The organism is Arthrobacter sp. TJ-238 (assembly GCF_058269215.1).
In genome coordinates, this window is sequence record NZ_JBZCNH010000003.1 from 375,313 (window position 1) to 387,785 (window position 12,473).

Annotated in this window: 12 protein-coding genes and 1 pseudogene; 7 read left to right on the forward strand and 6 right to left on the reverse strand. The window is 63.4% G+C overall.

Going from position 1 to position 12,473, the window contains the following annotated elements; translation table 11 throughout:
- Window positions 1-4: 4 nt before the first annotated feature.
- From AC4D2O_RS07950 to AC4D2O_RS07970, 5 genes are all read left to right on the forward strand, one after another.
- The gene (locus AC4D2O_RS07950; protein ID WP_490906253.1) at window positions 5-688 is read left to right on the forward strand and encodes a potassium channel family protein; all 684 of its coding nucleotides are present in this window, start codon (window positions 5-7) and stop codon (window positions 686-688) included.
- 1,366 nt (window positions 689-2,054) lie between these two features.
- Window positions 2,055-2,456, forward strand: coding sequence for a VOC family protein (locus tag AC4D2O_RS07955; protein ID WP_490906254.1), 402 nt, complete (start codon window positions 2,055-2,057; stop codon window positions 2,454-2,456).
- The gene (locus tag AC4D2O_RS07960) at window positions 2,453-2,932 is read left to right on the forward strand and encodes a mycothiol transferase (protein ID WP_490906255.1); all 480 of its coding nucleotides are present in this window, start codon (window positions 2,453-2,455) and stop codon (window positions 2,930-2,932) included. The genes AC4D2O_RS07955 and AC4D2O_RS07960 overlap by 4 nt, the downstream gene beginning before the upstream one ends.
- A 64-nt stretch (window positions 2,933-2,996) precedes the next feature.
- The gene (locus AC4D2O_RS07965) at window positions 2,997-3,353 is read left to right on the forward strand and encodes a YciI family protein (RefSeq protein WP_490906256.1); all 357 of its coding nucleotides are present in this window, start codon (window positions 2,997-2,999) and stop codon (window positions 3,351-3,353) included.
- A 434-nt stretch (window positions 3,354-3,787) separates the two neighbouring features.
- The gene (locus AC4D2O_RS07970; protein ID WP_490906257.1) at window positions 3,788-4,225 is read left to right on the forward strand and encodes a VOC family protein; all 438 of its coding nucleotides are present in this window, start codon (window positions 3,788-3,790) and stop codon (window positions 4,223-4,225) included.
- Window positions 4,226-4,391: 166 nt separating this feature from the next.
- Here the strand turns inward: AC4D2O_RS07970 and AC4D2O_RS07975 are convergent, their stop codons facing one another.
- The 6 genes and pseudogenes from AC4D2O_RS07975 to nrdH all read right to left on the reverse strand — a co-directional run bounded on the left by AC4D2O_RS07975 (window position 4,392) and on the right by nrdH (window position 9,893).
- Window positions 4,392-5,093, reverse strand: coding sequence for a class I SAM-dependent methyltransferase (locus AC4D2O_RS07975; protein WP_490906259.1), 702 nt, complete (start codon window positions 5,091-5,093; stop codon window positions 4,392-4,394).
- Between the two features lie 170 nt (window positions 5,094-5,263).
- A pseudogene (locus AC4D2O_RS07980) lies at window positions 5,264-5,401 on the reverse strand (RNA polymerase subunit sigma); the annotation flags it as partial.
- A 37-nt stretch (window positions 5,402-5,438) separates the two neighbouring features.
- Window positions 5,439-6,413 carry a class 1b ribonucleoside-diphosphate reductase subunit beta gene (gene nrdF, locus AC4D2O_RS07985; RefSeq protein ID WP_490906260.1) on the reverse strand — a complete coding sequence of 325 codons (975 nt, stop codon included), beginning with the start codon at window positions 6,411-6,413 and terminating at the stop codon, window positions 5,439-5,441.
- A 574-nt stretch (window positions 6,414-6,987) separates the two neighbouring features.
- A complete protein-coding gene (gene nrdE / locus AC4D2O_RS07990) occupies window positions 6,988-9,147 on the reverse strand; it encodes a class 1b ribonucleoside-diphosphate reductase subunit alpha (RefSeq protein WP_490906261.1) in 2,160 nt (719 codons plus the stop codon).
- Complete coding sequence (gene nrdI, locus AC4D2O_RS07995; protein WP_490906263.1) at window positions 9,144-9,611, reverse strand: class Ib ribonucleoside-diphosphate reductase assembly flavoprotein NrdI; 468 nt, start codon at window positions 9,609-9,611, stop codon at window positions 9,144-9,146. The genes nrdE and nrdI overlap by 4 nt, the downstream gene beginning before the upstream one ends.
- 36 nt (window positions 9,612-9,647) lie before the next feature.
- Window positions 9,648-9,893: a glutaredoxin-like protein NrdH gene (gene nrdH / locus AC4D2O_RS08000; RefSeq protein ID WP_105030477.1), complete on the reverse strand. Its 246-nt coding sequence runs from the start codon at window positions 9,891-9,893 to the stop codon at window positions 9,648-9,650.
- Window positions 9,894-10,397: 504 nt separating this feature from the next.
- On the opposite strand from nrdH, the gene AC4D2O_RS08005 reads away from it, so the two are divergent.
- Both AC4D2O_RS08005 and AC4D2O_RS08010 read left to right on the forward strand, forming a co-directional pair.
- Window positions 10,398-11,351, forward strand: a complete 954-nt coding sequence (locus tag AC4D2O_RS08005; protein ID WP_490906265.1) for a LysR family transcriptional regulator — start codon at window positions 10,398-10,400, stop codon at window positions 11,349-11,351.
- 91 nt (window positions 11,352-11,442) lie between these two features.
- Window positions 11,443-12,468, forward strand: a complete 1,026-nt coding sequence (locus AC4D2O_RS08010) for an SDR family oxidoreductase (RefSeq protein WP_490906266.1) — start codon at window positions 11,443-11,445, stop codon at window positions 12,466-12,468.
- Window positions 12,469-12,473 lie beyond the last annotated feature (5 nt).

The window sequence follows — 12,473 nt, forward strand, 5'->3', positions numbered from 1 at the left end:
ACGCATGTTCTCCTCCAAACCCATCGAAGCGATCGCAGCCGCCGACTCCGTGGCGGTCATCGGCCTGGGCCGGTTCGGGGGCGCCCTGGCCCTGGAACTGGAGGAAGCCGGAACGGAAGTTCTCGGGATCGACAACGACGAAGATACCGTCCAGTCCTACAACGGCCGCCTCACCCACGTGGTGCGCGCCGACACCACCAAAGAAGAAGCATTGCGGCAGCTGTCCCTGCCCGAGTTCGACCGCGTCGTGGTCGGCATCGGATCCGACCTCGAGGCGAGCATCCTGACCACGTCAATCCTGCTGCGCTTCGATCGGCCCACCATCTGGGCGAAAGCCATCAGCGAACCTCACGCCCAGATCCTGTCCCAGCTCGGTGTGGAGCGCGTCATCCGGCCCGAGCACGACATGGGCAAGCGTGTGGCACACCTCGTCCGCGGCACCATGCTCGACTACGTGGAGTTCGAGGACAACTTCGCCATGGTCAAGACCCGGCCTCCACGCGAGTACTGGGACCGCGAACTCGGCACCACCGGCCTACGCGCCAGACACGGCGTTACGGTCGTCGCCGTCAAACGCAAGGGCGGCGAATGGGACTACACCACAGCCCAGACCACCTTGTACGACGACGACGAGATCATCGTCGCCGGCCCAACAGGCAAAGCGGAACTCTTCAGCTCACTGGTCTAGAACAACAGGTTCACGGGACCGCTCAGATCGGCTTGTGCAACACATGCCAGCCCGAGTGACTGATGTGTTGCCTCGAGCGTCGGCCGGCACACGCCGCCAGCGTTAAAGTGTCCTTGCCTGCCACCGGTCAATCCTGCCGATGAACATACCGCCAGCACCTTGTCTCGCGAACTCGTCTCACCGTGTTCCGCCCACGACACAGAAAACCGGCCTTCTGACCCCATGTGCACGGCACAAGCTCCCCACGCTTCGCTGCTTGTCCCGCACCCACTTGGACAGCAGGGACCAATAGCCGCCTGCGCATACCCACCACCGTCACCGACAAGGCACGGTACACCTGTGGTGAATGCTGGATGTGCACAGCCTCCAAGCCGCGCGTGTGAAGTGACAACCATCAGATCCTCGAGGGCTGCTGAGTTACCCCGGGGTCATCGACCTGTGAGCGGGTGGAGCCCGAAGGGTGGAGCTCAAAGCCGTCCACCTGTTGATGAGATCTCGTACTCGACGCCACCTATGAGGAATCCAACTAGGTAGCATCTGCAAAGACCGCCGGTAGGCTTTCGCGATGATGTCGTCCTGGGGGCTCGCCAGCCAATCGGCTTTGCAACGGATTCGATGGTCGTCGTCGCTGTGCGGCCTGGCTTCACTGTTGCTTCTGGTGCTGGGGTGGTGCGGCCTGATCTTTGCCCTCGGTTCGTTTGTCCTTCCGCCGTGGGTCGTAGGCGTTGTCCTGTTTGTCGTCTCCGTCATCCTCGGTCTTGTCCATCGGCGTCTGGTCGTTGGTGAGGATGACCGGAGAACATTCCCGGGTGACCGCACCGCCCCGGTTTGGAGAGCTGTTACGCCTCTGGCTGTCGGCGGGTGTGTGCTCGCTTTCCTTGGGGATGCCGCTTTCGGTGCTGCATATACGGTTTTGGACCCTTCCGCGTCGGATGGGTGCCGGGCCATCACCCGGGAGAGCTCTTTCCTCATGTCAGGCAGCGGCCAGGTCTATTCAGTGCATTCGGTTGGTGTCGGGTGGCGGACAGGGTCGTGGACGGCTGACGACGGGATCCGTCCGATCAATGACGGCCAGTACGAGCTGTCCTGGGGGCTGGGAGGTGGAGCATTACTGGTACACGGGGACGGTCATAATCCTGTCTATCCGAGCTTGCACGAGGTTGCCTGTTACTAGGCTCGGTGCCGTTCCAACTCCCCCACCGACTCCCCCACCGCCTTGACCGAAATCGCACCATTCCGCGCCGCGTCGCTTCGAATATCCGCAGGCGATATCGAGGGCCGATGAATTTTCTGTAGCAGGACCGTCTAAGAAGTAGTGGAGGGCCGTTCGGTCAGCTTCACAGAATCAATGTCAGGAGTAATCATCATGGCTGCACCCCTCGTTTACATCAGTTTCCCTGGAACGGCGAGGGAAGCACTTGGGTTCTATGCCGAAGTTTTCGGAGGCGAGTTGTCCCTGGACTCCTACGAGGATCACGGCAGGAACGATGGTCCACCGGATGCTGTCGCTCATGGTGTCCTCAGTGGCGTTGTTTCCCTGGCGGGCTCTGACACGCCGGAAGGAGAGCCCTCGGTGCGATGCGAGGGCCTGCTGCTCTCCCTGCTGGGCACCGTTGAGCCGGCAGTGCTGCATGAGTGGTTCGACAAGCTCTGCGTCGGCGGTACGGCAATCGATCCCCTGGTGCAACGGCCGTGGAACGGCGCTGACGGTCAGGTCACCGACCGACACGGGCTTCGGTGGCTCATCGGCTACGAGTCGAAGGCGTGAGCGACGCCCAACTGCTCGCCCACCTGGCCGCCGAACGAGACCACGTACTGCGCGCCGTCGAGGGGCTGACCGAACAGCAGATGAGCACGCCACTCGTACCGTCAGGCTGGACCGTGACCCGGCTGCTGAACCACCTCGCGTTCGACGACGAGATGTTCTGGATCTCAGCCGTCCTCGGCGGTAGCCCAGCTGCGATCGAAGCCCTCCATGACGGGTGGCACTCCGCACCCATGCCTGGTGTAGACGCCGTCCGTATCTATCAGGAGCAGATCCTTGGCAGCGACAGAATACTCGCCGCGGTTGATTTGGACGCCCCTCCCCGTTGGTGGCCCCCAGCCAGCCAGTTCGGGCAACCGCCCACGGCAGACGGGCGCGAGGTCGTGTTCCGCGTGCTCGCGGAAACCTCGGTGCACGCCGGCCACCTCGATATCGTGCGTGAACTCATCGACGGTCATCAGAACCTTGTCGTGAACTAATCAGACCCACACTTGAAGCCAATTCTGCAGCTGCAGGATCAGAAAGCCATCGAAAGGCCACCCTATGCCCGACTTCGCCATCCTCGTCTATGCAGACGAGTCTCTCCATGACCTCGAAGCCGCTGAACCCGACCTGGAGGAGAACGACCAGCACGCACGAGACCTCGAAGCCTCAGGCTCGACGTCCCTCGCCTACGCCCTCACGCCCAGAGCCAACGCGGTTTCCATTCGACGCGACGACGCGACAGCCGGCCCTTTCGTCGAAGCCAGTCACTTCGTCGCGGGCTTCTACGTCACCGAAGCCCCTGACCTCGACGCCGCCATCGCAATCGCTCGCCTGAACCCGGCCGTCCGCACCAGCACCGGAGGCGTCGAAGTACGCCCCGTCCATAGCGGTGGGATCATCACCAAGAGCCCGTAGAGCGGCCCATAGGCAAAGAATCCCCCGAGTGGTTGGGAGGGCAGGTGATGCCCAAGCCCACAGGTTTGTGCGAAACCGGGTAGCAGAACACTCGTTCCATTCACTCACCACCGATGGGCGAAAATCTCTCTAGAGCCCGCTGACCCCGCATCAGGAAGAAGTACCAGAACACCGGTGCATAACCGGTCGTTTGTGCACACCTCACGAATGGGGTGTAGAAGGCACACGATCCGGTCGAGGACCTGTGGGAAACGTATTGCTCTTAGCGCCCGCTCATCGTGCATTTCACCCTTCGGGGTAAGCGTGCGTCGCTCCCCGTCGGGACGGATCCGCGAGATAGGCCGAGCTCGGACGCGAGCGGTGAAGGACCGGCTGACGGGCGCAGCGAAAAGCTGCCCTGCCACCTCAGTGCACCTCTCGGTAGCATGCGAAGCATGACGATCAAACTAGAAAACGTCGGCATTGCCGTCCGCGACATCGACGCGACCATCGCCTTTTTCACGGACCTGGGCCTTGAACTCGTCGGCCGCGATACGATCAGCGGCGACTGGGCTGATACCGCCGTCGGCCTCGATGGCAACCATGCCAAAATCGCTGTACTCAAAACGCCGGATGGCTCCGGTCAGCTCGAGCTCTTCGAATACCTCCACCCTGACGCAATCGAGACAAGCCCCACCCTCCCGAACGAGATCGGTATGCACCGCGTCGCGTTCTCCGTGGATGACATCGACGCTGCACTCGAGATAGCCTCCCGGCACGGCTGTCATCCACTTCGCGGCGTGGCAACTTACCGCGACGTCTACAAGCTCACGTACCTGCGCGGCCCCAGCGGCATCCTGGTGATGCTCGCCGAAGACCTGAAGAAGAACTGACGGTCCTTAGACATTCGTGCAATGAAGAATCGCTTTACAAGCGTACGAGGAGAACGGCACGATCCGCGACACCATTGTGTATTCGATCATCGATGACGAATGGCCCACCGTGAAGTTCGCCTTGCACCATCAGATCGCTCAATCAAACGCGCATACCGCCTGAGGCTCAGGAAGCCGTCCGCTGTAGGACGTACTGCGCATCGAAGGTCTCCGGCGAGTAGGAGTAGTCCAGAATCGTGAATCCTGCTTTCAGGATCATGGGGTCTAGGATCCAGCGGAAGGTGGAGTGTTCGTCGCGGACGTGCTCTTCGAGCTCGGCCCGGCTCCACTCACCGTCGACGTCTGTTCCACCCAGGGCACACCATGCTTCGATGCGCTGGTCCGCATCGGCCGGGTCGAAATCGTAAACAACGTCCCAGAGGCGAAGAATGCCACCCGGCCTCATGAGCTGACCCATCCGCACAAGCGCTACCGCTTTCCAGAAGTCAGGAAGGTGATGCAACGCGTATCGCGAGTACACGACATCAGTTGGTTCACCCTCCGGGACGAAGCTGAGGAACCCGGCGTGGACCAGATCAACGTTTTTCAGATGCTGGTGATCGATTTTCCGTCGCAGGTACTCGAGCATCGGTTCTGAGACATCCACCGCGGTGACATGCGCGCCCGCCCGTGAAGCCGCCGCCGTGAACTGTCCGGTCCCTGCCCCAAACTCCACAATCCGAGACCCGACGGTCAGCCCGTACTCCCGAAGCAGCGAAACCTCGTCCTCTGCCCGGGAATTCATCTTGCCGTCGTACCGGGCCACATGTTCCACGTCCAGGTTCTCCCGGCCAGCCAAGAGAACTTCATCCGGATACCATGCAGCCACAAGCGTTCACTCCCCTTTGCCTGTTCCATCCTTCATGACCGGTCTCTTGCCGGGACCAGCTCAGCGTGCCGTGAACAACCTATTGAACAACTTAGAGCCCGACGCCGAGCCCGAAAGCATCCGGCCGTAACGCTTCCCGGCAGCCCGTGCATCGTGCCCGCGTGTCCAGGTCATGCTGAGTCGTGCAGGTAGGAGCTAAGCCGTTTGATGCCATCATGAATGCGGGTCTTCGCCGTCGGTATCAGGACACCAAGATGGTCGGCGACCTCGGCGTTGGTCATTCCGCCGTCATAGGCCAGATGGATGGCTTCACGCTGGACGGCGGCAGTGTTCCAAGACCGAGTACTAGAAGTCCCAGTCCTCGTCCTCGGTGTTCACGGCCTTGCCGATCACGTACGAGGAGCCCGAGCCGGAGAAGAAGTCGTGGTTCTCGTCGGCGTTCGGGGACAGCGCCGAGAGGATCGCCGGGTTCACGTCCGTCACGGACGACGGGAACATCGCCTCGTAGCCCAGGTTCATCAGCGCCTTGTTGGCGTTGTAGTGCAGGAACTTCTTGACGTCCTCGGCCAGGCCCACGGAGTCGTAGAGGTCGTGCGTGTACTGGACCTCGTTCTCGTACAGCTCGAAGAGCAGCTCGAATGTGTAGTCCTTGAGCTCCTGGCGGCGCTCCGGCGTCGCGCTCTCCAGTCCGCGCTGGTACTTGTACCCGATGTAGTACCCGTGGACGGCCTCGTCACGGATGATCAGGCGCACCAGGTCCGCCGTGTTCGTGAGCTTGGCCCGCGAGGACCAGTACATCGGCAGGTAGAAGCCGGAGTAGAACAGGAAGCTCTCGAGCAGCGTCGAGGCGATCTTGCGCTTCAGGGGATCGTCGCCGCGGTAGTAATCCGTGACGATGTGCGCCTTCTTCTGCAGGTTCACGTTCTCCGTGGACCAGCGGAACGCCTCGTCGATCTCCTTGGTGGAGGCCAGAGTGGAGAAGATCGACGAGTAGCTCTTGGCGTGCACCGACTCCATGAACGCGATGTTCGTCAGCACGGCCTCCTCGTGCGGGGTGATCGCATCGGGAATGAGGCTGACCGCCCCGACCGTCGCCTGCACGGTGTCGAGCAGGGTCAGCCCCGTGAACACGCGCATGGTGAGCTGCTGCTCCTCCGGCGTCAGCGTGGCCCACGACTGGACGTCGTTGGACAGCGGCACCTTCTCCGGCAGCCAGAAGTTGTTCACCAGGCGGTTCCAGACGTCCACGTCCTTGTCGTCCTGGATGCGGTTCCAGTTGATGGCCTGGACCCGGTCGACGAGCTTCAGTTTCTCGCTCATGGGTTGATTCCTTGTCTGGTTTGCAACTGTAGGTCGCTCTGATGTTCCGTTTGATGCCCTGAGTAGGTTCCTTCGAACGCTCGACATGAGTAGGAGGGGAGGCAGTTGTCGCCGCCCCTCCTACCCGTCAGCGGCTAAAGCACCGCTTATGTCCCGCTACTTCGATTCTTTCACGGTCGTGCGAGGGCTCGCCTTCCCGTGCTTGGCGGTGACGTATCGTCCCGTAATCGCGCTTCGGTAAGATCCTTTGGCCATGATGGAAACTCCTTCCTGTCTATCGATGCTCACAAGCTCCGACCAACGCGATCAGCGAGGACGGACAGTGATCCGGATGGTGCGGCGGATAGTACGTCGTACTACTGGCACTGCGACCACCTCCCTTCTTGGGGAGGGCCCGGGCGGAGGGTCGTCGACTGACGACCAACGACTCCTGTAAGCTCGACAGTCCAAGGGTCTACTTTGGAAAGTCTCACTACCGGGACTTTTTGAGGGGTCATGTTTCCGCATGGCCCCTCAAGCCTTTAACTACTTCGACGGTTCAAGTATCGAACTCTTCGAAGCCAAAATTCGTTGCCTACAGCATGCAACTGACGCAACCCTCCACCTCGGTCCCTTCCAGCGCGAGCTGGCGGAGACGGATGTAGTAGACGGTCTTGATGCCCTTGCGCCAGGCGTAGATCTGGGACTTGTTGATCTCGCGCGTGGTGGCGGTGTCCTTGAAGAACAGCGTCAGGGACAAGCCCTGGTCCACGTGCTGCGTGGCAGCGGCGTAGGTGTCGATGATCTTCTCGTAGCCGATCTCGTACGCGTCCTGGTAGTACTCCAGGTTGTCGTTGGTCAGGTACGGCGCCGGGTAGTAGACGCGGCCCAGCTTGCCTTCCTTGCGGATCTCGATCTTCGACGCCACCGGGTGGATGGAGGACGTCGAGTTGTTGATGTACGAGATGGAACCGGTCGGCGGCACGGCCTGCAGGTTCTGGTTGTAGATGCCGTGCTCCATGACCGAGGCCTTCAGGGCACGCCAGTCCTCCTGCGTGGGGATGTGCACATCGGCGAACAGCTCACGCACGCGCGGCGTCGCCGGCTCCCACACCTGGTCGGTGTACTTGTCGAAGAACTCGCCGCTGGCGTACTTGGACTTCTCGAAGCCGGCGAATCGGCGACCGGTCTCGATGGACATCAGGTTCGACGCCCGGATGCAGTGGTACACCACGGAGTAGAAGTAGATGTTGGTGAAGTCCAGGCCCTCTTCGGAGCCGTAGTGGACCCGCTCCCGGGCGAGGTAGCCGTGCAGGTTCATCTGGCCGAGGCCGATGGCGTGCGAGGCGTCGTTGCCCTTGGCGATCGAGGGCACCGAGCTGATGTGGCTCATGTCCGAGACGGCCGAGAGGGTGCGGATCGCGGTCTCGATGGTCCGGCCGAAGTCGGGCGAGTCCATGGTCTTCGCGATGTTCAGCGAGCCGAGGTTGCAGGAGATGTCCTTGCCCACCTGGTCGTAGGACAGGTCCTCGTTATACGTGGTGGGCTCGGAGACCTGGAGGATCTCGGAGCACAGGTTGGACATGATGATCTTGCCCTCGATCGGGTTGGCCCGGTTCACGGTGTCCTCGAACATGATGTACGGGTAGCCGGACTCGAACTGGATCTCCGCGAGGGTCTGGAAGAACTCGCGGGCCTTGATCTTGGTCTTCTTGATGCGGGCGTCGTCCACCATCTCGTAGTACTTCTCGGTGACCGAGATGTCGGAGAACGGCATGCCGTAGACGCGCTCGACGTCGTACGGGGAGAACAGGTACATGTCCTCGTCGCGCTTGGCGAGCTCGAACGTGATGTCGGGGACCACGACGCCGAGGGACAGCGTCTTGATGCGGATCTTCTCGTCCGCGTTCTCGCGCTTGGTGTCGAGGAAGCGGTTGATGTCCGGGTGGTGGGCGTGCAGGTACACGGCACCGGCACCCTGGCGGGCGCCGAGCTGGTTCGCGTAGGAGAAGCTGTCCTCGAGGAGCTTCATCACGGGGATGACGCCGGAGGACTGGTTCTCGATCTGCTTGATCGGTGCGCCGACCTCGCGGATGTTGGTGAGGGCGAAGGCGACGCCTCCGCCGCGCTTGGAGAGCTGCAGGGCCGAGTTGATGGACCGGCCGATCGACTCCATGTTGTCCTCGATGCGGAGGAGGAAGCAGGAGACGAGCTCGCCGCGCTGGCGCTTGCCGGCGTTGAGGAAGGTGGGGGTGGCGGGCTGGAAGCGGCCGTCGATGATCTCGTCGACCATCTGCTCGGCGAGCTGCTCGTTGCCGCGGGCCAGGTGCAGGGCGACCATGCAGACGCGGTCCTCGTAGCGCTCGAGGTAGCGCTTGCCGTCGAACGTCTTCAGCGTGTACGAGGTGTAGTACTTGAAGGCGCCGAGGAAGGTCTCGAACCGGAACTTCTTGGCGTAGGCGCGCTTGAAGAGGTCGCGGATGAAGTTCATCGTGTACTGGTGGAGCGTCTCGCGCTCGTAGTACTCGTTCTTCACGAGGTAGTCGAGCTTCTCCTCGAGGTCGTGGAAGAAGACCGTGTTGTTGTTCACGTGCTGCAGGAAGTACTGGTGCGCAGCCTCGCGGTCGGCGTCGAACTGGATCTCCCCGTTCGGTCCGTACAGGTTGAGCATCGCGTTCAGCTCGTGATAGCCCAGGTCCTTGAAGCGGTCCGCCGCGGCAGCGGGTGCGCCCGTCTCCGTCTCTGCAACACTCATGTCCAAAACTCTTCCAATCCTTTGGTTACTCGGTCCACGTCCTCGGACGTGCCCATGACTTCGAATCTGTACAGCACCGGCACGTGGCACTTGGCCGCGATGATGTCGGCGGCAAGGCAGTAGGTCTCACCGAAATTGGTGTTCCCCGCCCCGATGACCCCCCGGAGGAGGGTGCGGTTCTGCTCGTTGTTCAGGAACTTGACGACCTGCCGGGGCACCGCGCCCTTGCCGGTGATCCCTCCGTAGGTGGGGAGGACCAGGACGTACGGGCGGGTTGCCTGCAGGGTCGGCTCCTTGGTGAGCAGCGGCATGCGGGCGGCCCGGACCCCCAGCTTCGTGACGAAGCGGTGGGTGTTGTCGGAGACCGACGAGAAGTAGATCAGCGGGGCGTCGGTCACCGGCCCTTCCGCATCCCCGATGGGGGATGCGGAGGGAGCCTGGTCGTCCACGGCGAGAGCGCTCATGGCGATGCCACGCTGGGGAACCCCGGAGGGTTCCGCTCAGGCTACGGAGCTGACGGCCGAGTCCGCGAGGGCGCTGATCTTGTCAGGACGGAAGCCGGACCAGTGATCGTTGTCGGTGATGACGACGGGGGCCTGCATGTAGCCCATCGACCGGACGCGCTCGAGCGCCGTCGGGTCCTGCGAGATGTCGACGCTCTGGTAGGCGATGCCCTTCTTGTCCAGAGCGCGGTAGGTGGCATTGCACTGAACGCAAGCCGGCTTCGTGTAAACCGTGACGGTCATATCCTGATCCCCTTTTCCTCATTCGGCTGCTGATTTCATACCAGCAGCGTGCTGTCGAGACATGAGCGGCGCGGCCCCGGAAATGGGGAAGAAATCTGGGGTTTCTCGCACCTTGCGGCTCATGCTGTGCAGCGGTTGTTTCTGTCCCTCGATACTACATCTAGTGCGGGCCGTTGGGACATACCCCTACATGATGTATTACAAGTATGTCATTCCGGGAGTGAGTAGTCCACACGATGTCCACAGATCCGCGCCCGGCGGAACCCCGGAAACGCGCCGAACTCGGCTGGTTTCGCGGTCCCGGTCCACACGCTGTGGAGGACTTCCACACAGGCGCAAGAATTTTCGTGTCGCACTTTTTCTGGCGTGTCGTGTCGGTCCCCGGCGGGCACGAGCCGGGTCGGGGACGACGACGACCGGCGCGCCGGCCGGTCCCCCGGCTACCCCCGGTAAGCTCGACGCGATCCGTTCGGAGAAACCGCTGGACGACTGCAAGGGAGAGAGATGGTCAACCCTGTCCACCTGCGGACATTGCTCGAGGTCATCCGTCACGGGTCCTTCAGCGGGGCCGCCGTCAACCTGGGCTATACGGCGTCCGCCGTGTCCCAGCAGATGTCCGCCCTCGAGCGCGACACGGGCGCCACCCTCTTCACCCGCGCCGCGCGGAGCGCCATCCCCACGGACGCGGCGCTCGCCATGGCACGGCACGCGGCGAAGGTCCTCACGGACATCGACGCCCTGCTCGCCTCGACGGCCCGCGCCGGGTCCGGCCCGGCGCACGAGCTCCGGCTCGGGATCTTCCCGAGCCTCGCGACCTTCGCCCTGCCGCGACTGCTCCGCATGCCGGAGTGGCAGCGGCTCGGGGTGTCGCTGCGCCTGTTCGTCGGGGAACCCGCGCACGCCATCCAGGGGCTGCGGAGCGGTGGCGACCTCGACCTCGCGCTCGTCTACCAGGTGGGCCAGGCAGGTCTCGCCTGGCCTTCCACGCTCAGCCGCCAGTGGATCGGCGACGACGACTTCCGGGTCATCCTGCCCGCGAGCTGGGGTATCCGCAGCGGCTCCCGCGTCACGGCGGACCAGCTCGCGGACATGCCCTGGATCATGCATCATCCGGGCACCGCCGACGCCACCGTGATCGAGCGGCTCTTCGCCAGCTGCAACCTCCACCCCCGGATCGCCGCGTACTGCGACGACTTCAATGCCAGCCTGGAGCTCACGGCCGCCGGGCTCGGCGCAGCCCTCGTCCCCGAACTCGCCATGGTCAACCGGCCCGAGGGCATCGTGGCGCTCGACGTCCCGGAGATCCGCCTCGCCCGCAGCATCTTCGCGCTGCGGACGGGTGACGCCGACGACGCACGCGTACGGCTGTTCATGGACCAGCTCGCCGACATCCTCCGGAGCCAGAGCATCGGGCCGAAGCATACGGCCACCGGATACGCACCCACCGCCGATCGCTGATCAGCCGTTGCGCCGCCGGCGGTCGATCCGTAGCTTCGGACAGGGCGAGCACATCCGCCCGCCGTCCGGAACCTGCCGAGGAGGAGATCCAATGCGCATCAGGAACAGCGTGGTCGTCATCACCGGGGCGGCGAGCGGCATCGGCCGCGCCACCGCCCTGCGGTTCGCGCGCCGCCGGACGAGCCTCGTCCTGGCCGGCCGGCGCGTGGAGGCCCTCGAATCCCTCGTCGCGGAGTGCACGGCCCTCGGGTCCCGCGCCATCGCCGTCCCCACGGACATCTCGGACCACGATGCCGTCCAGGAGCTCGCGAGCCGGGCCGTCGAGGAGTTCGGACGGATCGACGTCTGGGTGAACAACGCCTCCGTAGCCGCCTTCTCGCCGTTCCTGGAGGTCCCGCTCCACGACTTCCAGCGCGTGATCGATGTCGATCTCATGGGGTACGTATACGGGGCGCGCGCCGCACTGGGGCAGATGCAGCAGCAGGGCTCCGGCGTCCTCGTCAACGTCTCCTCCATCCTCGGGGTGGTCCCGCAGCCCTACAATTCCGCCTACTCCATGGCGAAGGCCGCCGTGCGAGCGCTCGGCGTGAGCCTCCGCTCGGAACTGATGCTGGAGAAGAAGAAGCACATCCACGTGTCCACTGTGCTCCCACCGACCATCGACACCCCGTTCTTCCACCATGCGGCGAACTACACCGGCCGGCGCGTGGTGGCCATGCCTCCCGTCTTCCCCGCGGACCATGTGGCCAAGATGATCCTCGCGGTCGTCGAGAAGCCGGTCCGCGAGATCGCCGTCGGCCGGATCGGTCGCTCCATGGTGCGGCAGCACCGGCTCATGCCCGCCAAGGTGGAGAAGAGCATGGCGGTGCAGGCGGAGTTCAGCCAGCTGTCGAAGAAGGAGTCCGCGGAGGACTCGACGGGCAACCTCTACGGTCCCTCGCTCGACCCTGCGAATGCGGCGGTGGCCGGTGGCTGGAGCGGCCGGCGACGCACCGCGCAGCGGATGATCCTCGGCACGGCGCTCGTGGGTGTCGGCGCCGTCGTCTTCGGCGACAAGCTCAAGGCGGCCGTCCCCGCGGTCGTCGCGTCCGCGCGACGGGCGGTGGGCGACTCGTGACCCTC

Bases quoted from the DNA above. Each gene is read 5' to 3' on its own strand.
- AC4D2O_RS07950 (WP_490906253.1), top strand. From the start codon at position 5: ATGTTCTCCTCCAAACCCATCGAAGCGATCGCAGCCGCCGACTCCGTG.
- AC4D2O_RS07955 (WP_490906254.1), top strand. From the start codon at position 2,055: ATGGCTGCACCCCTCGTTTACATCAGTTTCCCTGGAACGGCGAGGGAA.
- AC4D2O_RS07965 (WP_490906256.1), top strand. From the start codon at position 2,997: ATGCCCGACTTCGCCATCCTCGTCTATGCAGACGAGTCTCTCCATGAC.
- AC4D2O_RS07970 (WP_490906257.1), top strand. From the start codon at position 3,788: ATGACGATCAAACTAGAAAACGTCGGCATTGCCGTCCGCGACATCGAC.
- nrdF (WP_490906260.1), bottom strand. From the start codon at position 6,413: ATGAGCGAGAAACTGAAGCTCGTCGACCGGGTCCAGGCCATCAACTGG.
- nrdE (WP_490906261.1), bottom strand. From the start codon at position 9,147: ATGAGTGTTGCAGAGACGGAGACGGGCGCACCCGCTGCCGCGGCGGAC.
- nrdI (WP_490906263.1), bottom strand. From the start codon at position 9,611: ATGAGCGCTCTCGCCGTGGACGACCAGGCTCCCTCCGCATCCCCCATC.
- nrdH (WP_105030477.1), bottom strand. From the start codon at position 9,893: ATGACCGTCACGGTTTACACGAAGCCGGCTTGCGTTCAGTGCAATGCC.
- AC4D2O_RS08005 (WP_490906265.1), top strand. From the start codon at position 10,398: ATGGTCAACCCTGTCCACCTGCGGACATTGCTCGAGGTCATCCGTCAC.
- AC4D2O_RS08010 (WP_490906266.1), top strand. From the start codon at position 11,443: ATGCGCATCAGGAACAGCGTGGTCGTCATCACCGGGGCGGCGAGCGGC.